This is a genomic window from Listeria sp. ILCC792, from assembly GCF_900186135.1.
GTDB lineage: Bacteria > Bacillota > Bacilli > Lactobacillales > Listeriaceae > Listeria > Listeria goaensis.
This window is the reverse complement of the sequence record NZ_FYBO01000004.1, coordinates 38257-62321: the sequence shown is the minus strand read 5'-3', so window position 1 is coordinate 62321 and position 24065 is coordinate 38257. Positions and strand designations below refer to the sequence as shown.

Annotated in this window: 25 protein-coding genes and 1 tRNA gene; 22 read left to right on the top strand and 4 right to left on the bottom strand. The window is 40.6% G+C overall.

Annotated features, from left to right (window positions below; all coding sequences use genetic code 11):
- Genes yvcK through namA form a run of 3 tightly spaced genes read left to right on the top strand, consistent with a single transcriptional unit; the run spans position 1 to position 2972 of the window.
- Positions 1–963, top strand: a complete 963-nt coding sequence (gene yvcK, locus CFS60_RS06285) for a YvcK family protein (protein WP_088809770.1) — start codon at positions 1–3, stop codon at positions 961–963.
- Positions 964–968: 5 nt separating this feature from the next.
- Complete coding sequence (whiA, locus tag CFS60_RS06280) at positions 969–1943, top strand: DNA-binding protein WhiA (RefSeq protein ID WP_088809771.1); 975 nt, start codon at positions 969–971, stop codon at positions 1941–1943.
- Positions 1944–1958: 15 nt separating this feature from the next.
- Complete coding sequence (namA, locus tag CFS60_RS06275; protein ID WP_088809772.1) at positions 1959–2972, top strand: NADPH dehydrogenase NamA; 1014 nt, start codon at positions 1959–1961, stop codon at positions 2970–2972.
- Positions 2973–3016: 44 nt separating this feature from the next.
- Here namA and clpP read toward each other — a convergent pair whose 3' ends face one another.
- The gene (gene clpP, locus CFS60_RS06270; protein ID WP_088809773.1) at positions 3017–3610 is read right to left on the bottom strand and encodes an ATP-dependent Clp endopeptidase proteolytic subunit ClpP; all 594 of its coding nucleotides are present in this window, start codon (positions 3608–3610) and stop codon (positions 3017–3019) included.
- Between the two features lie 182 nt (positions 3611–3792).
- Between clpP and CFS60_RS06265 the strand changes: the two genes are divergently transcribed.
- The 4 genes from CFS60_RS06265 (at position 3793) to CFS60_RS06250 (ending at position 5894) form a co-directional block, all read left to right on the top strand.
- Positions 3793–3864, top strand: a tRNA-Arg gene (locus CFS60_RS06265).
- 406 nt (positions 3865–4270) lie between these two features.
- Positions 4271–4501, top strand: a complete 231-nt coding sequence (locus tag CFS60_RS06260) for a hypothetical protein (RefSeq protein ID WP_088809774.1) — start codon at positions 4271–4273, stop codon at positions 4499–4501.
- A 66-nt stretch (positions 4502–4567) separates the two neighbouring features.
- Positions 4568–4951: a hypothetical protein gene (locus CFS60_RS06255; protein WP_088838988.1), complete on the top strand. Its 384-nt coding sequence runs from the start codon at positions 4568–4570 to the stop codon at positions 4949–4951.
- Positions 4952–4967: 16 nt separating this feature from the next.
- Complete coding sequence (locus CFS60_RS06250) at positions 4968–5894, top strand: dipeptidase (RefSeq protein ID WP_088809776.1); 927 nt, start codon at positions 4968–4970, stop codon at positions 5892–5894.
- Positions 5895–5977: 83 nt separating this feature from the next.
- On the opposite strand, the gene CFS60_RS06245 is transcribed toward CFS60_RS06250, so the two are convergent.
- The gene (locus CFS60_RS06245; protein ID WP_088809777.1) at positions 5978–6274 is read right to left on the bottom strand and encodes a hypothetical protein; all 297 of its coding nucleotides are present in this window, start codon (positions 6272–6274) and stop codon (positions 5978–5980) included.
- Between the two features lie 129 nt (positions 6275–6403).
- Between CFS60_RS06245 and rpoN the strand changes: the two genes are divergently transcribed.
- The 10 genes from rpoN (at position 6404) to CFS60_RS06195 (ending at position 18294) form a co-directional block, all read left to right on the top strand.
- Positions 6404–7747 (top strand): RNA polymerase factor sigma-54, encoded by a 1344-nt coding sequence (gene rpoN, locus CFS60_RS06240; protein WP_088825720.1) that lies wholly within the window; start codon positions 6404–6406, stop codon positions 7745–7747.
- A 409-nt stretch (positions 7748–8156) separates the two neighbouring features.
- Positions 8157–9203 carry a sugar-binding transcriptional regulator gene (locus CFS60_RS06235; RefSeq protein WP_088809779.1) on the top strand — a complete coding sequence of 349 codons (1047 nt, stop codon included), beginning with the start codon at positions 8157–8159 and terminating at the stop codon, positions 9201–9203.
- A gap of 35 nt (positions 9204–9238) precedes the next feature.
- The gene (gene gap, locus CFS60_RS06230; RefSeq protein ID WP_088809780.1) at positions 9239–10249 is read left to right on the top strand and encodes a type I glyceraldehyde-3-phosphate dehydrogenase; all 1011 of its coding nucleotides are present in this window, start codon (positions 9239–9241) and stop codon (positions 10247–10249) included.
- Between the two features lie 140 nt (positions 10250–10389).
- The gene (gene pgk, locus CFS60_RS06225) at positions 10390–11580 is read left to right on the top strand and encodes a phosphoglycerate kinase (protein ID WP_088809781.1); all 1191 of its coding nucleotides are present in this window, start codon (positions 10390–10392) and stop codon (positions 11578–11580) included.
- 33 nt (positions 11581–11613) lie between these two features.
- Positions 11614–12369 carry a triose-phosphate isomerase gene (gene tpiA, locus CFS60_RS06220; RefSeq protein WP_088809782.1) on the top strand — a complete coding sequence of 252 codons (756 nt, stop codon included), beginning with the start codon at positions 11614–11616 and terminating at the stop codon, positions 12367–12369.
- A gap of 1 nt (position 12370) precedes the next feature.
- A complete protein-coding gene (gene gpmI, locus CFS60_RS06215) occupies positions 12371–13903 on the top strand; it encodes a 2,3-bisphosphoglycerate-independent phosphoglycerate mutase (RefSeq protein WP_088809783.1) in 1533 nt (510 codons plus the stop codon).
- A gap of 428 nt (positions 13904–14331) precedes the next feature.
- A complete protein-coding gene (gene eno / locus CFS60_RS06210) occupies positions 14332–15624 on the top strand; it encodes a phosphopyruvate hydratase (RefSeq protein ID WP_088809784.1) in 1293 nt (430 codons plus the stop codon).
- A 225-nt stretch (positions 15625–15849) separates the two neighbouring features.
- Positions 15850–16593, top strand: a complete 744-nt coding sequence (locus CFS60_RS06205) for a carboxylesterase (RefSeq protein ID WP_088809785.1) — start codon at positions 15850–15852, stop codon at positions 16591–16593.
- Positions 16594–16654: 61 nt separating this feature from the next.
- Complete coding sequence (locus tag CFS60_RS06200) at positions 16655–17257, top strand: SGNH/GDSL hydrolase family protein (protein ID WP_088815752.1); 603 nt, start codon at positions 16655–16657, stop codon at positions 17255–17257.
- Positions 17258–17538: 281 nt separating this feature from the next.
- Positions 17539–18294 carry a carbonic anhydrase gene (locus CFS60_RS06195; RefSeq protein ID WP_088838987.1) on the top strand — a complete coding sequence of 252 codons (756 nt, stop codon included), beginning with the start codon at positions 17539–17541 and terminating at the stop codon, positions 18292–18294.
- A gap of 17 nt (positions 18295–18311) precedes the next feature.
- Here the strand turns inward: CFS60_RS06195 and CFS60_RS06190 are convergent, their stop codons facing one another.
- Positions 18312–18743 (bottom strand): MerR family transcriptional regulator, encoded by a 432-nt coding sequence (locus CFS60_RS06190; RefSeq protein WP_088809788.1) that lies wholly within the window; start codon positions 18741–18743, stop codon positions 18312–18314.
- A 109-nt stretch (positions 18744–18852) separates the two neighbouring features.
- Between CFS60_RS06190 and CFS60_RS06185 the strand changes: the two genes are divergently transcribed.
- Positions 18853–19875 (top strand): aldehyde reductase, encoded by a 1023-nt coding sequence (locus CFS60_RS06185; protein ID WP_088809789.1) that lies wholly within the window; start codon positions 18853–18855, stop codon positions 19873–19875.
- A gap of 41 nt (positions 19876–19916) precedes the next feature.
- Here CFS60_RS06185 and CFS60_RS06180 read toward each other — a convergent pair whose 3' ends face one another.
- Entirely contained in the window at positions 19917–20882 is a 966-nt protein-coding gene (locus tag CFS60_RS06180; RefSeq protein ID WP_088809790.1) for a cation diffusion facilitator family transporter, read from the bottom strand.
- A gap of 154 nt (positions 20883–21036) precedes the next feature.
- On the opposite strand from CFS60_RS06180, the gene CFS60_RS06175 reads away from it, so the two are divergent.
- The 4 genes from CFS60_RS06175 (at position 21037) to CFS60_RS06160 (ending at position 24061) form a co-directional block, all read left to right on the top strand.
- Positions 21037–21261: a DUF896 domain-containing protein gene (locus CFS60_RS06175; RefSeq protein ID WP_088809791.1), complete on the top strand. Its 225-nt coding sequence runs from the start codon at positions 21037–21039 to the stop codon at positions 21259–21261.
- Between the two features lie 133 nt (positions 21262–21394).
- Entirely contained in the window at positions 21395–22330 is a 936-nt protein-coding gene (locus CFS60_RS06170; protein ID WP_088809792.1) for a ribose-phosphate pyrophosphokinase, read from the top strand.
- 21 nt (positions 22331–22351) lie between these two features.
- Positions 22352–23110, top strand: a complete 759-nt coding sequence (locus CFS60_RS06165; protein ID WP_088809793.1) for a tyrosine-protein phosphatase — start codon at positions 22352–22354, stop codon at positions 23108–23110.
- A gap of 108 nt (positions 23111–23218) precedes the next feature.
- Positions 23219–24061: a DUF72 domain-containing protein gene (locus CFS60_RS06160; protein ID WP_088825744.1), complete on the top strand. Its 843-nt coding sequence runs from the start codon at positions 23219–23221 to the stop codon at positions 24059–24061.
- Positions 24062–24065: the final 4 nt, after the last annotated feature.

Below are 24065 nucleotides of genomic sequence, written 5' to 3'. Positions count from 1 at the left end.
ATGGAAAAAGCAAGGAAACCGAAGATTGTAGTTATCGGCGGTGGCACTGGCATTCCCGTCATTTTAAAAGGCTTAAAAAATAAAAATGTTGATTTAACTGCGCTCGTCACAGTTGCTGATGATGGCGGTAGCTCGGGGAAAATTCGGCAGCAAATGAACGTGCTTCCACCCGGTGATATTCGCAATGTCATGGTTGCTTTATCAAACGCTGATCAGCGCCTCGTTGACCTTTTTCAGTATCGCTTCAAAGTGGACGGTGATTTATCGGGTCATGTCGTAGGCAACCTCATTTTAACGGCGCTTTCTGAACTAAACGCAAACTATGTAGATGCCATTGATGTTCTTTCCAAAGTCATGCGCATTCGCGGCAAAGTCATTCCCGTAACCGACCACCCGCTTGTTTTAAAAGCAGAGATGGAAGACGGGGAAATTGTAACCGGAGAATCGATTATTCCTTTACAAGGAAAGCAAATTAAACGGGTGTTTATTGACCCAGAAGATGTGGCGCCACTTGAAACGGCCGTAGCTGCAGTACAAGACGCAGACCTAATTGTTATCGGCCCAGGCAGCCTTTATACGAGCATCATGCCAAACTTACTCGTTAAAGGATTAGCAGAGGCCATTGTGGCATCAAAAGCAGAGAAAGTTTACATCACGAATATTTTAACTCAAATTGGTGAGACGGATTATTTTAGTGATGCGGACCATATTCAGGCGATTCACGAGCATGTGGGAACGCCATTTATTACGAAAATGTTAATTAATACTGAAAAAGTTCCGGTAGAATTGCTATTTCCGGACGATGTTCGACAAGTAACACATAGTGACGCAGCGCTTAAAAAAATTGGCGTTGAAGAAGTGTATCATGATTTTCTTTCAACAGAAAATCGCCTTGTCCGGCATGATGGTGAAAAAGTGGCGCAAGCTCTTTTAAGCATGCTTCCCAATGATGAAAAGGAGTGAGTGTTGTGTCGTTTGCCTCGGAAACAAAAAAAGAACTGACGAATATGGAAGTGACAGAAGATGAGGCGAAAGCCGAACTTGCCGCCTTCATTCGAATGAACGGTGCGATGTCATTTTCAAATGGTTTGATGGTGACGGACGTTCAAACGGAGAACGCAGCCACTGCTAGACGGATGTATCAACTCTTAAAGCGTTTATACGACGTCCCGATTGAGCTTTTAGTCAGAAAAAAAATGAAGTTGAAGAAAAATAATGTGTATATTGTTAGGCTGAAGGCGAAAACGAAGGAAATTCTTGAAGATTTATATATTTTGCAAGATAATTTTACGTTTACGAAGTCGATTGATAGGGCATTTGTAAAAAAACGGAATGCAAAACGTGCTTATTTGCGAGGGGCTTTTCTAGCAAGTGGCTCAGTGAACAATCCGGAAACATCGTCCTATCATCTTGAAATTTTCTCGGTTTATGAGGAACATAATGAGGCGGTATGCGCGTTGCTTAATTCATTTGACTTAAATGCGCGGACGCTCGAGCGGAAAAATGGTTTCATTACGTATTTAAAAGAAGCCGAGAAAATCACGGAATTTTTGAGTATTATTGGTGCAACACAGGCGCTGCTTCACTTTGAAGACGTTCGGATTATGCGCGACATGCGAAATTCCGTCAATCGCCTTGTTAACTGTGAAACAGCAAATCTCAATAAAACAATCAATGCGGCAGTTAGACAAATCGAAAACATTAAATTTATCCGCGCTGAAGTTGGTTTAGAAGCGTTACCAGAGCGCTTGCGTGAAATTGCAGAACTGCGCATCACGCATGAAGACGTTTCGCTAAAAGAACTCGGTGAAATGCTTTCAAATGGCGCCATTTCAAAATCAGGCATTAATCATCGTTTGCGAAAAATCGACCAAATTGCCGAACGCCTGAAAAACGGGGAAACCCCTTCACAAATAGGTTTAAATGTTCAAAGTATAAAATAAAGGATGCGAATGTTGATGTCGAAATTATTTTCCAGTTACAAATTACAAGATGTTACCTTAAAGAACCGCCTTGTGATGTCGCCGATGTGCATGTACTCGGTCGATAAAGAAGACGGCATTGCAACCGATTTTCACCTTACACACTATATGAGCCGCGCCGCTGGTGGAACGGGACTCGTGATTTTGGAAGCGACTGCTGTTCAAGAAATCGGCCGCATTTCCACAAAGGATTTAGGCCTCTGGTGCGACGAGCAAATCCCAGCGCTCAAGCGGATTACAGACGGAATTCATGATCACGGAGCAAAAGCAGGAATTCAACTTGCTCATGCGGGTAGAAAAGCTGAACTTCCTGGGAAAATTGTTGCGCCGTCTGCTATCGCATTTAGTGAGAAATACAGCGAACCGAACGCGCTTACTTTAGAGCAAATAAAAGAAGTGGTGGAAGACTTTAAACGTGCGGCTTATCGTGCGGCAGAAGCCGGATTCGACGTCATCGAATTGCATGCAGCACACGGATATTTGCTACATCAATTCCTATCGCCAATTACAAATCGCCGTGAAGATGCATACGGTGGCCCTGCGGGTAACCGCTATCGCATTGTTAGTGAAATTATAAAAGCGGTGCGCGAAGTTTGGGACGGCCCGGTCATTGTACGCGTTTCAGCCTCAGACTATGCGCACGGTGGTTTAAAACCAGAAGATTATGTGCCTTTTGCAAAATGGATGAAAGCAGACGGCGTCGATTTAGTAGACGTATCAAGTGGTGGCCTAGTGCCCGTAGCACCGTCTAGCTATCCCGGCTACCAAGTGCCATTTGCCGAATTGATTCGCCGTGATGCTGGAATCGCAACAGGCGCTCTAGGTCTTATCACAAACGCCACACAGGCAGAAGAAATTTTGTGCAATGACCGCGCGGATTTAATCATCATCGGCCGCGAATTACTACGCAACCCGTATTTTGCACGCGAAGCAGCCATTGAACTTGGGGAAACAATCGATGGTCCGAGACAGTATAGTCGCGGGTGGTAAAACAAAAAATCCGAACTCGTCTGAGTTCGGATTTTTTCGTTTCATTATTTCAAATTATTCTTATTCACAACAATATCATCAATCAAGCCGTATTCTTTCGCTTGTTCCGCGTCCATGAAATTGTCACGGTCAGTGTCGCGCGCAATAACTTCAAGCGTTTGACCCGTTTTTTCGGATAAAATACGATTCATGCGATCCTTGATTTTCAAGATGTGGCGTGCTGCGATTTCGATTTCAGTAGCTTGTCCTTGGGCTCCGCCAAGAGGTTGGTGAATCATGATTTCCGTATTAGGAAGCGCAAAACGTTTGCCATCAGCTCCTGCAGCTAGTAAAAACGATCCCATCGAAGCAGCCATTCCCATACCAATTGTTTGAACATCGGATTTTACGAAATTCATTGTGTCATAAATCGCCATTCCAGCAGAAATGCTACCACCTGGCGAATTAATGTATAGGAAAATATCTTTCTCAGGGTCTTGGGCGTCCAAGAAAAGTAGCTGCGAAACAATCGAGTTCGCAACATTGTCATCAATCGCAGAACCAAGCATAATAATACGGTCTTTTAAAAGGCGGGAATAAATGTCGTAAGCACGTTCCCCGCGGCTTGTTTGTTCAATTACTGTAGGGATTAAATTCATATCAAGATTCCTCCTATAAGCCTAAAATTTAAGATGGGCATATCGCCCATTCACTGATTACATCATACAATATTGGTCAAATTAGGTCAAATGAAAGACTCTTAAAACATTTTCTTTTGATTAAAAACTTGTCAAAGTACACTGCTTCCGCTATAATTACTATTCGTACGGTAAATTTATTTGCCCTCGTGGTGCAAAGGATAGCACGTGAGATTCCGGTTCTTAAAATGGGGGTTCGATTCCCTCCGAGGGCGCTCTAAAGAAGAGTTGAAATGGCGTTGTATAGCTGTTTTGGCTCTTTTTGTTTTAAACTTTTACATTCTATTTTCATAATAGTGCGACATGAAAATCCAGCAACTTTTTTTAATGCTGACCTAAAAATAGCTTCTGTCTGAGCAATGAAAGACAAAACATGCGTCCAATTACTTGCTTATTTTGATACAGATAACTTATGATACAAACACGCAAAAGAAACTCGCTAAGATTGTGACGAATATAGAAAGATTAATTGACTTTACCTCCTTTGGAAAACTGAACGAATAATCAATTAACACGGGACTGGAATATACTCTAGTCCTTTGTTTCGTCCATTCGACCTATTTTAAAAAAGAACAAATGTTCGTATAATGGTTATTAAGAAGTTGAATAGGTGGCGACGATATGTATAGTTTATTTGAACAGGAGAAAATGATGAAAAATGAAATCATCTTTACTTTATTAAATGCAATGAATTTGAAAAAGGCGGTTTGCATCCGGTTGAAGCATGTTGACTTAGCGCTTTTTCCAAGTTTTATTGATATGCGGGAAGAAATCGTGGAATTGTATGACGAAAATGAACAGCTGAAAACATTGCTTTTAAAGCAAATTATAACTTGTTCGATAGTAAAATGAAGATTTTCCTACCCTTCTTTAAAAATCCCGTTTATAATGGAACTATTAATGAGAAAAGGTGATTAAATGGGTTTGAAAGATAGGCTTGAAAATGAGCTTTTTAGCTACGCGAAAGAAAATGCGCTTTCGATTTCTGAGATACATTTCATGTATGCTGGTCCAACAATGCGAACACGTCATACACTTATCTTGGCTTTTACAAACGTTGGCATGTTCACCTTTCAATTTAAATTAGGTGAAGCAGAAATGCATTTTCTAGAGAAGGCCCAGTTACATAAAATTGAAATGCGTAAAAAAACACTTGTTTATGAACTGAAAATTCAAGCGCTCACGGAAGATGGAAAGCTTGAGGAAGGCAAATATTTAGTTAGTAAGCGGGTTATTGGGCGGAAGTGGCATCAAAGCACGGTACAGAAACTTTTGAGTCTCGAGGGACAAGCGCTATTTTAGAGGGAGGATTTTAATCATGAAAATTGTTGATATGCACTGTGATGTTCTTTATAAATTGCAAAAAGCCAAGGGGCGCATGACGTTTCAGGACGATGCGGAGCTGGATGTGAATTTTGAGCGCCTGCTTGCGGGAGATATTTTTTTGCAGGGATTTGCCATTTTTTTAGATCCGGAAGTGCCTGTTGAGCAAAAGTGGAAAAAAACGGTGGAGCAAGGAAATATTTTCAAGCAACACGTTTTGCATCGTGACGGCATAATAAAACCGCTCAAAAAATGGACGGATTTGGAAACTTTGCCTGATGGGAAAATTGCGGCGGCATTAACATTAGAAGGGGTGGAGCCGATTGGTCAGGATTTAGATCGCTTGGAGCAAGTGCTAGATAACGGTGTGCTTTCGGTGGGACTAACATGGAACAATGCGAATTTAGCGGCAGATGGTATTCTTGAACCGCGTGGGGCGGGGCTCACGCAATTTGGGAAGGGAATCATTCGGCGTTTAAATGAACGAAAAGTTTTTACGGACGTTTCGCATTTAAGCGTCAAAAGTTTTTGGGATGCAATGGACGCTTCGGAATTCCCAATTGCGAGCCATTCAAACGCAAAAGCAATTTGTTCACATGTTCGTAATTTAGATGATGACCAATTGAAAGCGATGATTGCGCACGATGCGATGATTCACGTAGTTTTCCACCCGCTTTTCACAACGAATAGCGGCACTGCAGAAATGGAAGATATCGTGCGCCATATTGAGCACATTGCTGAACTAGGCGGCATTCGCAATATTGGATTTGGTTCGGATTTTGATGGGATTCCTTCGCATGTAAAAGGACTTGAACATGCTGGGCAATATCAAGATTTTATCGAAGTATTACGGCAACATTTTTCCGAAGAAGACGTGGAAGGTTTTGCTTATAAAAATTTCATGAATCATTTACCGCGATAAAGAAGCGGCCAGACAGCGACAAAAAATAAGTATAAATCCAGTAACCCCATTTTCGTAAATGGCAGTATTGCTGGATTTATACTTTAAATTGTTAAAAATTTAGTACAAAATAAGATGAAAATATAGATGATGAAAGCGGTATAGATAATAAATTCTAACGTAGAGATTTTTTGTTTTGCCGCACTTTCATCATTAATTTCATCAGGGTTTAAAATTAGACTTTTTAAAGCTTTTGAAGCGCAATAAACACTGGCCATGAATAGAATGGCTAGCTGGCCTTGCTTCTGACTGAAGCCGAAAATCCACGGACTAAGTAATACAAGGATGAAAAGAAGTCGAAAGTATAGTGTATGCTTAATTGACTTTAGTTGTATTTCCATGAAGCCCTCTTTTGTTATTTTAAGTATAAGTGATTCAGGCAAACGCGTCAAAGTTATTTTTTGAAAACTTTGTCTTTTAACGGTGTTTTAATCCCGTGTTATAATAATAGATGAAAAGGAGGTTTTGACATGAGATTTGAATCCAATTATGTGCAAAAGCAGCAACAAAAACAATCGATGAAGCTTGCGATGACGCAGCAACTTTCCCAATCTATTGCAATGCTACAATTTACAACGGCTGACTTAACGACTTTTTTGGAAGATAAAGCTCTGGAAAACCCTCTAATTGAAGTGGTCGCTGGCATTGATGTTGCAACAGACTACAGTTATACGAAGCGCAAAAAAAATTATGATACGGATAATGACTGGTTGGAACAAATTGCGGACAGCAAGGAAACGCTGCCTGATTTTTTGAAGAATCAAATCGCGCTTATGAAATTAAGCTACAAGGAAAAAATTGTTTTGCTGTATCTTGTGGAAAGTTTGAATGATGCCGGTTATTTAGTGACGGACATTGAAACGATTGCGAGCGGGCTTTTGATGAGCGAAGCGGATGTGCTCGCGGGTCTTGAAGTTTTACAAAGCCTAGAGCCGGCTGGTGTGGGTGCGCGTGACGCGAAGGAGTGCATTTTGTTGCAGATTGATCGTTCGATAGACGCGCCGTATATTGCGTACGACGTGATTTCAGAACATTTTACTGCTTTTGCGGAGAAAAAGTGGAAGAGCATCGCGAGCGCGCTTGATGTCCCGCTTTCAGAGATTCAGCAAGTTTCTGATTTTGTGCAGACGTTAAATCCTAAGCCAGGGTCCGAATTTGAAACGGAACGCGTGCAGTACGTTGTCCCGGATTTGATTTTGCAACAAGTTGGACAGGAGCTGTTCGTTTCAGTAGCGAAACAATTCATTCCACAAATTAGATTCCAAGAGAACTACTATAAAATGATGCGCGACACGAAGGAAAAAGATGTGCTGAACTTTTTGAAAGACAAAACTGGCGAGTATGACTGGCTTGTGAAAGGCATGGAGCAGCGCGAGGATACATTAAAACGTGTCGGCAAAGCAATTGTTGCCCACCAGAAAGCTCACTTTTTAGAAAATGCCCATCTAGAGCCGCTAACCCTTAAAGAAATCGCTGAAGAAATTGGCGTCCATGAATCAACGGTTAGTCGAGCTGTGAACGGGAAATATATTGAAACAAGCCAAGGTGTGTTTGAACTAAAGTCCTTTTTTGCGTCCGGTTTACAAAAGAAGAAGGAAACGGCAACGGATACAGGAGATGTTTCAAGCGCGAGTATTAAACAGTTGATTCTTGACTTTGTAAAAGAAGAAGACAAGCGAAAACCACTTTCAGATCAGAAAATTGTTGATTTGCTTGCAGAAAAAGGGATTGAAGTTTCGCGTAGGGCGATTGCCAAATATCGGACAGAACTGCGAATTCCATCTTCTTCTAAAAGAAAACGATTTGATGAATGATAGACGAATTTTGTCCCAGTTTTAAAAATGATGGGACGAAATTTGTCTTTTTTTATGGAAACATGGCAAGGGCGCTATTTCAAATGAAGCTAGTCATAAGAAGCTCTAAGTAAAATGAAATATTTTCCTTTTGTAAAAAAATGATTGCTTTTTCATAAATGTCCCACTTATTACTTGAAGAAATTCCAAAAGGCTGTTAAAATAAATGTTGTAGGGTAATAAAGGAATGATAAAGCTTCATCATAATGCACGTAGAGCGAGAGAAGGTAAGAAAAAGAGAAAGACGTATGATTTGAAAAATTCATCCAGTCGAAAACTTAGAAACCTTTATCTCCACTTTTTTTAGTTTCAACGGGACGCTTGATGACTATGCGGGTCGAATGGTGTCCAAAAGCGAGGAGCAATTAAAATGTCAGATTTAATTAACATTCAACAAAAGCTATTACCCGACGTTTTAGCGGTCATGCAAAAACGCTATCAAATACTTCGTTCCATTTATTTTGCAGAGCCTGTTGGCAGGCGGACTCTAGCGGGAATGCTCGGCATGAGTGAACGCGTTCTTCGCGGCGAAGTTGAATTTTTGAAAGCGCAAGGACTGATTGATATTGCATCATCAGGAATGACTGTGACAAAAGAAGGGCTCATTGTTTTTCGTGATCTCGAAAGCATAATGAATCAACTATCTGGTTTACATTCTGCAGAAAATAGACTGGCGGAGCTTTTACAAATAAAGAAATGTTTAGTCGTGCAGGGAGATAGTGATATTACGCCGTGGGTACGCGAGGAAATGGGTCGTGTTGCTGTAAAACAACTTGATTTAGCATTAGTTGAAAAACGCAATGTTGTAGCTGTCATGGGTGGTTCTACAATGGCAACCTTTGCAGATACAATGCCAAGCGATTTTGCTAAAGGGCGAGAGTTGCTTTTCGTTCCTGGGCGAGGTGGAATCGGCGAAGATTTAGATAATCAAGCCAACACCATTTGCGACCGCATCGCAACAAAAACAGGTACTAAACACCGTGTTCTATACGTGCCAGAACAGTTAGGTGAAGAAGCTTATCAATCTCTTATGAAAGAACCTGCGATTCAAGAAGGTTTGCGCTTGGTGCAATCGGCAAACGCAATCGTTCATGGTATCGGTGACGCGCTTACGATGGCGAAACGCCGCCATACAAGTGATGAAGTTATCGATAAGATTACACGTCTTGAGGCAGTTGGCGAAGCATTTGGTTATTATTTCAATGAGCAAGGTGAAGTCGTACATAAAGTTTCTACATTTGGCCTGCAATTTGAAGATTTAGCCAAAATCCCGCACATCATTGTTGTTGCTGGTGGGACTTCAAAGGCGAAAGCAATTAAATCGTATATGAAAAGCGCTCCGAAAAATACGATTTTAGTCACGGACGAAGGAGCAGCAAATATGCTTTTAAATGGGAGTAAAACCCATTTGAAATAAAAAAATTTCACTTATTTTCAAGGAGGAAATAACTCATGACAGTTAAAGTTGGTATTAATGGTTTTGGACGTATTGGACGCTTAGCATTCCGTCGTATTCAAGAAGTAGAAGGAATTGAAGTAGTAGCAATCAATGACCTTACAGATGCTAAAATGTTAGCACACCTTTTAAAATATGACACAACACAAGGTACTTTCGGTAAAGATGTTGAAGTACACGATGGTTTCTTTAAAGTTAACGGAAAAGAAGTTAAAGTTTTAGCTAACCGTAACCCTGAAGAATTACCATGGGGCGACTTAGGTGTAGAAATCGTTCTTGAATGTACTGGTTTCTTCACAACACAAGAAAAAGCTGAATTACACTTAAAAGCAGGGGCTAAAAAAGTTGTTATCTCTGCTCCAGCAACTGGTAACATGAAAACTATCGTTTATAATGTTAACCATGAAACACTTGACGGAACTGAAACAGTTATCTCTGGTGCAAGTTGTACAACTAACTGCTTAGCTCCAATGGCTAAAGCTTTAGACGACAACTTTGGTATTGTTGAAGGTCTTATGACTACAATCCATGCTTACACTGGTGACCAAATGACTCTTGATGGTCCACACCCTAAAGGTGACTTCCGTCGTGCTCGTGCAGCGGCTGAAAACATCGTTCCTAACTCTACTGGTGCTGCTAAAGCAATCGGTGAAGTATTACCAAGCCTTAAAGGTAAATTAGACGGAGCTGCTCAACGTGTTCCAGTTCCAACTGGTTCCCTTACTGAACTTGTAACAGTTTTAGACAAACAAGTAACAGTTGACGAAGTAAATGCTGCAATGAAAGCTGCAAGCGATCCAGAAACATTTGGTTACACTGCTGACCAAATCGTATCTTCTGATATTAAAGGTATCACTTACGGTTCTTTATTCGATGAAACTCAAACTAAAGTTATGTCCGTTGGCGACAAACAATTAGTTAAAACTGTTTCTTGGTATGACAACGAAATGAGCTACACTGCTCAATTAGTTCGTACTTTAGAATACTTCGCTAAAATTGCAAAATAAGCCTGAATTAAATAAGTTTTAAACGAATAGGCGGAGACATGTATTTGTTTCCGCTTGTTTTCTGAAGTTATTTAGTTTTATGTTACAAACTCAAACTACACGAGCGACTGTGTATTTTGTTATTATCAGGAGGAATCCAAATGGCTAAAAAAGTAGTGACTGATTTAGACTTAAAAGACAAAAAAGTACTTGTTCGCGTTGACTTTAACGTGCCAATGAAGGACGGCAAAATCACAAACGATAATCGTATTGTAGCTGCTCTTCCAACTATTAAATATATTGGACAAGAAGGCGGAAAAGCAATTTTATTCTCCCATCTTGGAAAAGTGAAAACTGAAGAAGATAAAAAAGACAAATCCCTTCGCCCGGTTGCTGAACGTTTAAGCGAATTACTTGGCAAAGAAGTGAAATTTGTTCCTGTAACACGCGGCGCTGAACTTGAAACTGCTATTTCTAATATGAAAGACGGAGACGTTCTTTTATTTGAAAATACGCGTTTTGAGGACGTTGAAGGTAAAAAAGAAAGCGGCAACGACCCTGAGCTTGGCAAATACTGGGCATCTTTAGGCGATGTATTCGTAAACGATGCTTTTGGTACAGCTCACCGTGCGCACGCTTCTAACGTTGGAATTGCTTCTAACTTAGATTCTGCAGCTGGTTTCTTAATGGAAAAAGAAATTAAATTTATCGGTGGGGTTGTTGAAAACCCAGATCGCCCACTTGTAGCGATTTTAGGTGGCGCGAAAGTATCCGATAAAATTGGCGTTATCGAAAACTTATTAAAAGTAGCAGACAAACTTTTAATTGGTGGCGGTATGGCTTATACATTCATGAAAGCAAAAGGCTATGAAGTCGGTATTTCTCTTCTTGAAGCGGATAAAGTGGATCTTGCAAAACGTTTAATGGAAGAAGCTGGTGATAAACTTGTTCTTCCAATTGATACTGTTGTAGCGAAAGAGTTCAGCAATGATGTTCCTTTCCACACAGTTGCATCTGATGCTATTCCTGCTGACGAAGAAGGACTTGACATTGGCGAAAAAACAATCGAACTATTTGCGAAAGAGCTTGAAGGAGCGAAAACAGTTATTTGGAATGGTCCAATGGGCGTTTTCGAAATGAGCAATTTTGCAAAAGGTACAATTGGTGTTTGTGAAGCTATCGCAAACTTAAAAGATGCAACAACAATTATTGGTGGTGGTGACTCGGCAGCTGCAGCTATGCAACTTGGATTTGCTGACAAGTTCACGCACATTTCAACTGGCGGCGGTGCTTCTCTAGAATATCTAGAAGGTAAAGAACTACCAGGCGTTGCATCTATTAGCGATAAATAAAAACAAATTTTTTAGTTCGAAAGGATGTTTTTCATGCGTAAACCAATTATTGCTGGAAACTGGAAAATGAACAAAACAGCGGCTAAAGCTGCAGAATTTGTAGAAGAAGTGAAAGGGAAAGTGCCAGCTAAAAGCGCGGTTGATTCTGTAGTCGCTTCCCCAGCTTTATTCCTTCGTGACTTAACTCGTTTAGCGGAAGGAACTGATTTGCAAATTTCTGCTCAAAACTGCTATTCAGAAGATGAAGGTGCATTCACTGGAGAAACAAGTCCGTTTGCACTTGCTGATCTTGGTGTATCTTATGTGATTATCGGTCACTCTGAACGTCGTGAGTATTTCCATGAAACAGATGAAGATATTAATAAAAAAGCACATGCGATTTTCAAACGTGGCATGACACCAATCATTTGCTGTGGTGAAACACTTGACCAACGTGAAGCTGGTCAAACTGAAACTTGGGTTCGTGGTCAAATTCGTTCTGCTATTGCAGGGCTTACTGAAGAACAAGTGAAGAAAACAGTTATTGCTTATGAGCCAATCTGGGCAATCGGTACTGGTAAATCTTCTACAAGTAAAGATGCAAACGAAACTTGTGCGGTTATCCGCGCGGAAATTGCTGACGCTGTTTCTAAAGAAGCGGCAGAAGCGGTTCGCATTCAATACGGCGGAAGTGTAAAACCAGAAAATATTGCTGAATACATGGCAGAATCAGATATTGATGGCGCTCTTGTAGGGGGCGCAAGCTTAGAACCTAAATCTTTCTTAGCTTTATTGGAGGCAGTAAAATAAAATGAGTAAATCTCCTGTAGCGATTATTATCTTGGACGGATTTGGACAACGTGCTGAAACAGTTGGAAATGCTGTTGCACAAGCAAATAAACCAAATTTCGACCGTTACTGGGCTGAATTTCCGCATAGTACGTTAAAAGCTTCGGGTCTTGATGTCGGTCTTCCAGATGGACAAATGGGTAACTCAGAAGTAGGGCATACAAATATCGGTGCAGGTCGTATCGTATATCAAAGCCTAACACGTATTGATAAAGCAATTGCGGAAGGCGAGTTCCAAGAAAATAAAGCCATTAACAACGCATTTAATCATACGAAGGAAAACAATTCCGATTTGCATTTGTTCGGTTTGCTTTCTGACGGTGGTGTTCATAGTCACATTAACCATCTTGTTGCACTACTTGAAACAGCGAAAGCGAAAGGTGTTCCAAACACATATATCCACGCTTTCCTAGATGGTCGTGACGTGGCGCCACAGTCTGCTGTTGAGTATTTAAAAGAACTTCAAACAGCTATTCAAAAACTTGGATATGGTGAGATTGCGACTGTATCTGGACGCTTCTACGCGATGGATCGCGACAAGCGCTGGGAACGTGTTGATAAAGCCTATAAAGCGCTTGTGTACGGTGAAGGTGAAAAATTTGCGGATCCAATTAAATTAGTTGAAACTTCTTATGAAAATGGGAAAAACGACGAATTTGTTGTGCCGGCAATTATTGCGAAAGACGGCGAAGCTACTGCGACGGTGAAAGATAATGATGCAGTCATCTTCTTTAACTTCCGTCCAGACCGTGCTATCCAACTTTCAAATGCCTTTACAGACAAAGAATGGGAACATTTTGAACGTGGGGAGAAACATCCTAAAAACGTGAAATTTGTGACGATGACTTTGTATAATCCAAGTATTGACGCTGAAGTAGCTTTCGAGCCAATTGAAATGAAAAACGTAATTGGGGAAGTATTATCTGATGCCGGCTTATCGCAACTGCGAATTGCTGAAACGGAAAAATACCCACATGTTACATTCTTTATGAATGGCGGAAGAAATGAAGAATTTCCAGGCGAAAATCGGATTTTAATCAACTCACCAAAAGTTGAAACTTATGATTTAAAACCAGAGATGAGTGCTTATGAAGTAACAGACGCACTTGTTCAAGATATTAAAGACGACAAGCACGATGCGATTATTTTAAACTTCGCGAATCCGGACATGGTTGGTCACTCTGGTATGCTTGAGCCAACAATTAAAGCGATTGAAGCGGTGGATGAAAATCTAGGTCGTGTAGTTGATTTGATTTTAGAAAAAGGTGGTTCTGCTGTTATTTTCGCGGATCACGGAAACTCTGAAACGATGTCGACTCCAGAAGGAAAACCGCATACTGCGCATACGACAGTTCCGGTTCCGGTCATCGTAACGAAAAAAGGTGCAACATTACGCGCTGACGGCCGTTTGGCGGATGTGGCACCAACTATGCTTGATTTATTAGGCGTAGAAAAGCCAGTTGAAATGACTGGTGAAAGTTTAATTGAGAAATAAAACAGTTTTTACTTTTGTTTTTACTAAAACAAAGCTACAATAAAAATGTAATTTAAAATGTGGGATTGGACGAGTTGAGAGAATACCAATATGTGTGTGGTGGAGTTGCTTTGTTCGAAGGGGCTTTTGGGGATTGTGATTTTGGAAGGCACTTTGTTCGAAGGGGCTTTTGGGGATTGTGATTTTGGAAGGTACTTTGTTCGAAGGGGCTTTTGGGGATTGTGATTTTGGAAGGCACTTTGTTCGAAGGGCTTTTGAGGATTGTGGTTCTGGAAGGCACTTTGTTCGAAGGGGCTTTTGAGGATTGTGGTTCTGGAAAGTACTTTGTTCGAAGAGTCTTTTGAGGATTACATGTTCGCTTTGCTCACATGCATATTGGGACTCTAACTCACTTTGTTCGAAGAGTCCCAACAAAGGAGAAGATATTAATGTCTATTATTACTGAAGTATATGCTCGCGAAGTTCTTGATTCTCGTGGTAATCCAACTGTTGAGGTAGAAGTTTATACAGAAGCTGGTGCTTTTGGTCGTGCGCTTGTTCCAAGTGGTGCGTCTACTGGTGAATACGAAGCTGTAGAATTACGTGATGGCGATAAAGGTCGTTACCTTGGTAAAGGTGTTTTGAAAGCTGTTGAAAACGTAAATGATATTATTTCTGATAAAATTATCGGTTTTGATGTTACTGATCAAATTGGTATTGATAAAGCGATGATCGACTTAGATGGTACACCGAACAAAGGTAAATTAGGCGCTAATGCTATCCTTGGTGTTTCTTTAGCTGCTGCTCGTGCTGCTGCTGACGAATTAGGCGTACATTTATACGAATACATTGGTGGAACGAACGCGAAAGTTCTTCCAGTTCCAATGATGAACATTTTAAACGGCGGCGAACATGCTGATAACAATGTTGATATTCAAGAATTTATGGTTATGCCAGTAGGTGCTGCTAACTTTAAAGAAGCTTTACGTATGGGTGCTGAAATTGTGCACGCGCTTAAAGGTGTTCTTAAAGGTAAAGGTCTTAACACTGGTGTTGGCGATGAAGGTGGTTTCGCGCCAAACTTAGAATCTAATGAAGAAGCAATTGAAGCGATTATCGAAGCAATTGAAGCTGCTGGTTACAAACCAGGCGAACAAGTTAGAATCGCAATGGATGCTGCATCTTCTGAGTTCTATAACCGTGAATCTGGTAAATATGAACTTAAAGGTGAAGGCGTAACACGTACTTCTGAAGAAATGGTAGCTTGGTATGAAGAAATGATTAACAAATACCCTATCATCTCTATTGAAGACGGCTTAGATGAAAACGACTGGGATGGTTTCAAACTTCTTACAGAACGTATTGGTTCTAAAGTACAATTAGTTGGTGACGATTTATTCGTAACAAACACTGAAAAATTAGAGCAAGGGATCGAAAAAGGTATCGCGAACTCTATCCTTATCAAAGTTAACCAAATTGGTACTTTAACTGAAACTTTAGATGCGATTGAAATGGCTAAACAAGCTGGATACACTGCAGTTGTTTCTCACCGTTCTGGTGAAACTGAAGACTCCACAATTGCTGATATCGCAGTTGCAACAAATGCTGGTCAAATTAAAACTGGTGCGCCAGTTCGTACTGACCGTGTTGCGAAATACAACCAATTATTACGTATTGAAGATAACCTTCAAGATCTTGCGGAATACCGTGGTCTTAAAGCATTCTACAACTTGAAAAAATAATTGAATTCTGAGCTCGGTGAGCGATGCGGAAACGCATGGCTCGCCGGGCTTTTTTTATTGGGGGATTTTAGGCGGGGAAGGGGGTGTTTTGTGGGATTTTTAACTTTGTTTTAGTTAGGAAAAAGCAGTTGATTTTTAGGGTTGACAGTTGCCAAACTTCGCGTTATGATAGGTCTATTGTAATTCACAAAACCTTTATTTTAAGGGTAGGAGGACTGCTGAAAAATGAGTGCGGATCGTAGCTTTATGTTAAAAGCGGGAAATCGTGCTGTTTTACTCTTGCATGGCTTTGCAGGGACTACAGAAGATGTCAAAAGTTTAGGAGAATATTTAGCTGAAAATGAGTATACGGTGTATGCTCCGAATTTCCGTGGACACGGAGATGAGCCAGCGTTATTCTTGAAAACGACGCCTGAAATGTGGTACGAAGATGCTGTTTCTGGGTATAAGTTTTTGGAAAAAGAAGGATACCATGAAATTGCGATTATTGGTGTTGCGATGGGTGGCGTGTTTGCGCTTAAAATGGCGGAATCATTTTCACCGAAAGCGATTGTACCTTTATGTGCGAACGTTAATCGCAAAATGCGCTATATTCCAGTAGAGAAATATTTGCTAAAACAACTTGCAAAAGAAGGTTTTGAAGCGGCGTCTGCGGAAGCGATGCTAAAAAGCTATGAACCGGAAATTAAAAAGATGGCAGACGCACGTTCTGATTTTTATAAATTTGTGGCGGATAATATTGAAAAAATCCATGTGCCAACAATGATTGGGCAAGGTTGCCAAGATGAGGAAATTGACGCGGATAACGCGAATTATATTTTCAAAAATATTCATACGGCGGAAAAACAACTTTGTTTTTATCAAGGAAGTGGTCACGATATTGTGAACGACTGTGAACGCGACATTCTAGAAGAAGATTTGCTTTATTTCTTGGATGATTTAAACTGGTTGGAAGAAAAAGTTGTATGATGTGATGAACACTGACGAGTACCTACTTGTTGGTGTTTTTTTATAAATTAGGAGGAGTTTTATGAAGACGATACTTTTTCAAGGTGACAGTATTACGGATGCGGGACGGAATCGCGCGGATAGTGGGAGTTTAGGCGAGGGTTATGTGGCCATGATTTCGCGAATGCTGCCTGAATTTCGGGTGATTAATCGTGGTGTTTCTGGTGATTTAACGACGGATATGCGTGCGCGCTGGCAACAAGACGCAATTAGGCTTGCGCCGGATTATTTGTCGATTTTAATTGGGGTTAACGATACTTGGCGGAGCTTTTCGGAATGGCGGGATACTTCGACTAGCGCGTTCAAAGCGGTGTATGCAGATGTTTTGGAGGACGCTACTCAAAATACGGAGGCGAAGCTAATTTTAATGGAGCCGTTTGTATTGCCAATTCCGGCGGATAGGAAAGACTGGCGGGCTGACTTGGATCCGAAAATTCATGCTGTGCGGGAGCTTGCTGATGAGTACGGGGCGTTGTATGTGCCGCTTGATGGGATGTTAAACGCAGCGGGGATCGCGCAAGGATATGCTGAAATTGCGCCTGACGGGGTTCACCCGACAAAAAGAGGACACGAGTTGATTGCGGAAGCTTGGTGTTCGTCTTTTGCTAGCTTTACAAAAAAATAAAAAAATGCTATATTAAAGGTCATGCGATGAGCCTTATGCAGCGTGATTTTTAGCTGCCGAGTGTTTTCTGCATTTATGGGTTTGTGGAGACCCGCAGAAAACCGCATTATGTCTCGTAAAGACAGGAGCACCCGTTTATTAAAGCGGGTGTTTTTTTTTGTGTGTATATTCGACGCTAAAAGTCTCATTTTTTGTGAAAAACGTCACAATTTGTCTACAGCATTTAGGTGTCATTATTGGTATGTTAATTAGGTTGATTAAATATTACGGAGGTTAATTAAATGAAAAAAATGTTGTTAGTTCCAGCTACAATGCTTGTGGCCGTGGCGTTGCTTACGGGTTGTTCGAATGATGCAAAGTCAAAAGCGAGCGAAAAAGTGGTGAAGAAAGAATCAAGTGACCATATCGATTATAAAAATCAAAAGGATTGGAAATTTGAGTCTGGGGATTCGCAGTCACCAATTAATATTGAAACTGCTAAAACCGAGCCGATGAAAGATTCTGGAGAAATTGAGCTTGATTATTCAGATGCTGTAGTAGATGAGGTGGATAACGGGCATAGCATTCAAGTTGATGATACGGGTACGGCGAAGATTAACGGGCGTAACTTTGAACTTAGTCAGTTCCATTTCCACGCAAAAAGTGAGCACACGCTGAATGGGGAGCATTATCCGATTGAAGCGCATTTTGTCAACCAGTCGCAAGATGGACGAATCGCCGTAATTGGTGTGTTCTTTAAAGAGGGTAAGGAAAACGCAGGTTTTAATACGGTGCTTGCGAATATTAAAAAAGGTGAAAAAGTAAAAGTTGGAGATACGATTAATGTGGCAAGTATGCTTCCAGAAAATAAAAGTTACTATCATTATTTAGGATCGCTTACAACTCCTCCTCTTTCAGAAAATGTGGAATGGTATGTGATGGCAAATCCCGTAGAAGTTTCAAGTGAACAAATTAAGGAGTTTGACCGATATTATGAGGCAAACAATAGGGAAATTCAAAAGCTTAACGGTCGTACAGTGTTAGAACATAAAGAATAGAAGGAAAAGGCAGCTTTTTAGTAGGGGTTAAAAAGAGCTGCTTTTTCCTTTTCGCTTCGGACAAAATTGCGCTGTGCTTCAATAATTTCGGCGGCCATTGGGGAGCTGTAAACATCCAATTTTTGCTCAACACCCTTTAAATTTTGTTGTAATAGTGCTATTTCTTCTAAAACTTTATCACGATGATCAGAAAGTAATTTTTTTCGCGAAGCAATCGATTCAGTTCCGACCATACAGTATGAAATGTAAGTCCGAATATCTTTGATTGACATTCCAGTCGCTTTTAGACAACAAATTGTGTGGATGAACTGTAAGTCCGATTCCGTAAACTCTCGGTAGCCAGATTTATTTTTTGAAACAAATGGCAGTAATCCTTGTTTATCATAGTAACGAATTGTATAGATACTTAAATTAAACATTTCAGAGACTTCTTTAATTGTATAAGTCATAGTTCCTCCTAAAAATAAACGCTTGCTCTAGATTATGGTCTAGGGTTTATTCTAATAATAGCTTAAAAAGTTATTTTAGTAAATAAAGATGATATTTGGAGGAATTGGCATGAAAAATAAAGTTTTAGTAACTGGTGGAACAGGTTTTATGAGTATGCAAATTATTTTACAATTATTGCAGCAAGGATATAATGTAAAAACCACTGTTCGCAATCTTAATAGTAAAGAAAGAGTTTTAGATACTTTGCTAGAGCATGGTGTGGGTGTGGACACGCTTGAATTTGTTGAAGCTGATTTAACTAGCGACAAAAACTGGGAAGACAATATGAAAGATTGTGAATATGTACTAAGTGTTGCATCGCCTGTTTTTTTCGATATACCTAAAAATGAAGAGGAGGCAATTCGGCCAGCGATTGAAGGAGTCTTACGTATTTTAAAGGCTGCACATAAATCAGGTGTAAGACGTGTTGTAATGACATCTAATTTCGGAGCTGTAGGTTTTAGTAATAAGGATTTAAATTCGACAACTACAGAAGAAAATTGGACGAACGAACATGAGGCAGGGCTTTCAATTTATGAAAAATCTAAGCTTTTGGCAGAAAAAGCAGCTTGGGAGTTTGCTAATGAGAATCCGAATTTAGAACTAGTGACAATTAATCCGGTAGCCGTTTTTGGACCTGCGTTAGATAGTCACGTCTCGGGGAGTTTTGGTTTGCTTAAAATGCTACTAGACCCAAAAGTAAAAAAAGTTCCCAATATACCGCTTAATGTGGTAGATGTTCGTGATGTGGCTAGCATGCATATTCGTGCTATGACAACGAAAGATGCGGCAATGCAACGGTTTATTGCTTCGGCAGACGGAGAAATTTCCATGCTAGAAATAGCTAAACTACTAAAAAAAGCACGACCAGAGTTAGCAGACAAAGTAACGACAAGAACCATTCCTAATTGGTTCATAAAAATTGGTGCGAGGTTTAACCGTCAAGCGAAAGAAGGGTTGTTACTTTTAGAGATGAACCGGAAAATCAGTAATGCCAAGGCGAAAGAAGTCTTAGGTTGGGAGCAACTTGCAACGAAGGAAGAGGCCGTTCTTTCGGCAATAGATAGTTTGAAAAAATACAATTTAATTTAAAAAGAACGGAAAATCAGTTTGTTGATTTTCCGTTCTTAGTTTTATCTTCCGTCGCCGAATTCCCAGTCCATAACGGAATCCACTTCATCAAACGTAATCATAACGTCGGCTACGTGTGGAATGGTGGCGACAGAATCTTCAATACGTTCGCGAATTTGGTCGATTTCAGCAAGCGTGAGCGAGGAGTCAAGTTCAACCTCAGCATCGACATGGAAAGAATCTCCCTCTTTTAAAACAGTTAAAACTTGGATATCTTTCACATCAGGGTCGGTCATAATAAGCTGCCCAATTTGGAGGTGCATGCCTTCGTCGGACTCTCCAATCGCACCAGCAGCGTTGTCTAGGAACACTTCGCCAACCACGATAAACATCATTAGGCCAATTAAAATCGAAGCAATTCCTTCTGCTTGATGGAATGGTGTATAATGGGAAATCACAACAGCAAGGGCAGCCAAAAGCCCACCGCCAGTTGCAACAGAATCTTCCATAAAAACAAGCTTAGTAGCGGCTTTTGCTGACTTTAAATTTTTCATCGCAGCAGGGAAAAGTTTGAATCCTTTCGCTTGAACGCCCGCTTCATGCGTAATTTCGCGCATCGCCTTCACGAGGACAGTCGCTTCTAAAAGCGTACAAGTAAGTAAAACAATTAGGTTGATTAAAAAACCAGTCGATTCACTGGGGTGAATTATATGGGTGATGCCTTCTTTAATGGTTTCGTACGCCATGATGCCAACGACAAGGACAGCGCCGAGTAAAACTAAATTGACGACACGGCCAAAGCCTTTTGGAAAGCGTTTCGTCGGGCGTTTTTTACTAAGAGCAGATCCTGTGAAAACAAAAAGCTGGTTGGCGGCATCGCCTAAACTATGTAGCGTTTCAGCGAACATCGCCACATTGCCAGTAAACATATAAGTTATGCCTTTTACGAGTGAAACGACTGCATTTACAATTGCCGCCATCAGTGCCGATTTATTTCCGTGTTTTAATAGCTGAAAAAATTCTTTCAAATTGTCTCCTTCTTTCGGATAAGTTGTCTTTCATTATTTTAGCATGAAACATGGTGCGATAATAGCAAAACAAATACGATTTGACTATTTTTGACCAATGTGTTATTATTTTGTTAGTTACTTACTAAGGGTAACCAATTAGAGGAGGGATCACATGAAAGAATTATTAGCAAAAATCAATCATTACGGGGCAAAACAAAAAAGCGAAGGGCTTACGGCAGCTGAAAAAGCGCATCAAGCAGAACTTCGCAAAGAATATTGCCAAATGATTCGCGGGACGCTTCAAGATAATTTACATCATGTGACCATTGTAGATCCATTAGGCGACGATGTAACACCGAATCGATTAAAAGAAATTAAAGCGGATTTAAAAAAATAAATGAAGCAAAGGGCATACCGATTTATCATAGAACGGGTATGCCTTTTTCTATATTAAATGAATATGGTTGCGACAACCCAACTTGTTTTATATAATATTAAGTGTCAAATTAGTTTGCTGGAAGGGGATAAGAATGTCAAATGAAATGAGGCTTTTTTCTGTAACAAATGAACGGCCGCTTGCGGTTAAAGTTTCAAAAGCACTAGGCGTGCCGCTTTGTGAGATTGAGTTGCAAAAATTTAGTGATGGCGAAGTTAAAATCAACATCGGAGAAAGCGTTCGCGGAACCAATTGTTATGTACTCCAGTCGGCGAATAGCAATGTAAATGAACGCCTTATAGAAATGCTTATTATGATTGATGCATTAAAACGTGCTTCAGCGCATTCGATAACCGTTATTATGCCCTATTATCCTTATGCTAGGCAGGACAGAAAAGCACGAAGCAGAGAGCCGATAACGGCCAAATTAATCGCTAATTTACTGCAACAGGCTGGTGCAACAAGACTTATTTCAGTTGACTTACATGCTGCACAAATCCAAGGTTTCTTCAATATCCCAATCGATCACATTTCGGCTGTACCACTTTTAACCGCGCATTTGGTTGAAAAATATGGAAACGACGATGTGGTGATTGTGGCGCCAGACCACAGCGGAGTTGTTCGTGCTCGCCGAGTGGCCGACAAAATGAATGCGCCAATCGCGATTTTAAACCGAAAACCGCGTCCAGACGAACGTGAAATTTCAAGTATAATCGGCGATGTAGCCGGCAAGCTTGCCATTGTCGTAGACGACATTATTGATACCGGATACCGAGCAACTACTTCCGCTGAAAAATTGCTTGAAAATGGCGCTACAGGAGTTGTAACTTGTGCCACTCATGCTGTTTTAGCAGGAGACGCAGCAGAACGGCTTGCTAGTTCGCCGATACAAGAACTTGTGTTAACAGATGCCATTGATATTCCAGAAGAAAAATGGCAAGATAAAATGACATTGATTACAATTGGTGAGATATTAGCAAGGGCGATTTCAGGCGTGCAAGAAAATCGCTCGCTTCATCCGCTTTTTTAGATTAAAAGGAGTTGGCGTAAGATGATAGACATTCATTGCCATATATTACATGGAATTGATGATGGCCCTAAACGTATAGAAGTGAGCTTGGAAATGGCTAGGCAAGCTGTAGAACAAGGTTTCAATGACATAATTGCAACGCCCCATCATCTAAAAGGAAAATTTGTTAATCCAGGCGATGCAGTCAAGGCGCAAGTGGAAGCGTTCAATGAGATTCTTTTTGCGGAGCGAATCCCGCTAACCGTTCACCCAGGTCAGGAAGTCCGCATTCACGGTGAAATGCTTGAAGGGCTATCAGACGGTTCGGTGCTAACGCTTGGCGGAACGAAGTATATCCTAATCGAATTCCCGACAGACTCCATCCCCCTTTTCACCCAAGAGTTGTTTTTTAATTTACAAATGAAAGGCTATATACCAATTATTGCGCATCCCGAGAGAAATCGGGAGGTCATGCGTGATTTAGAAAGTTTGTATGAGCTGGTTGATGCGGGGGCGTTTGCGCAGTTAACGTGGGGTTCTTATATGGGAGCGATAGATAAAAGTATTAAGAAGCTGAGCGACCAGTTGATAAAAGCTAATCTCGTGCACTTTATTGCAACAGATGCGCATTCATATGCGGGACGTTCGCTGGATATGCGAGATGGGCTCCAAAAACTTCGTCGAATAGAGGGGCGAGAAAAAAGCAATTACTTTTTAAATAACGCGAAAGCGCTCTTGAATGATAAAGTATTCAATCCCTATGATCCAATTGAGCTAAAGAAACGATTTTTCTTCTTTTGATAGTTCTTGCCTGCGCATGAATGACATGCTGACAGAATGCACATGCATTCTGTTTTTTTGTGCTTTGCGGTATAATAAAATAAAATGACGAGAAGGGTTGGGATGCAGATGATAACGATTGGTTTGACGGGGTTTAGTGACCATGACTCTTTAAATCTTTCCAATAAACATAAATTAGTCGATTATGCGGCGCATTTTCCGCTTGTTGAGATTGATACTAGCTTTTATGCCATTCCGTCACCACGTACGACAGCGAATTGGGTAAATGATACGCCAGAACAATTTTTCTTTGTCGTCAAGGCTTTTAGCGCCATGACAACGCATAAAAAATGGCAAGATTATTTTGATTCGGAAATTGAAATGTATCGTCGTTTCATGGATGCCATCGCACCAATAAGTGAAGGTGGAAAATTAAAAGCCGTGTTATGCCAGTTTCCGCCGTACTTTAATTGTACAAAGGAAAATGTGGCTTATTTACGCCATTTAGCCAAACAAATGGGAGATTTACCTGTTGCCGTTGAGTTTAGAAATGCAAGTTGGTATAGCGAAGCAAATAAAGAAAAAACGCTCGCTTTTTTAAAAGAATTGAATTTGATTCATGTCGTAGTGGATGAGCCGCAAGTTGGTTCGGGCAGTGTCCCTATCGTGCTACGAGGAACGAATAAGGATGTAACTTTAGTTCGCTTACACGGTCGAAACCAATATGGTTGGATGAAAGCGAACAGCCCAGAGTGGCGAGAGGTACGAACGCTTTATCGTTATAACGAGGAAGAAATTTCTGAATGGGCGAAATACGTATCACATTTACAAAAAGAATCAGGCGAGGTTGTTGTCATTTTCAATAATAACAGTGGCGGTGATGCAGCAGATAACGCCAAGCATTTACAAGAAAAAATGAAAATCGAATACACTGGTCTAGCGCCAATGCAAATGGACCTATTTTCAGAATAAAAAA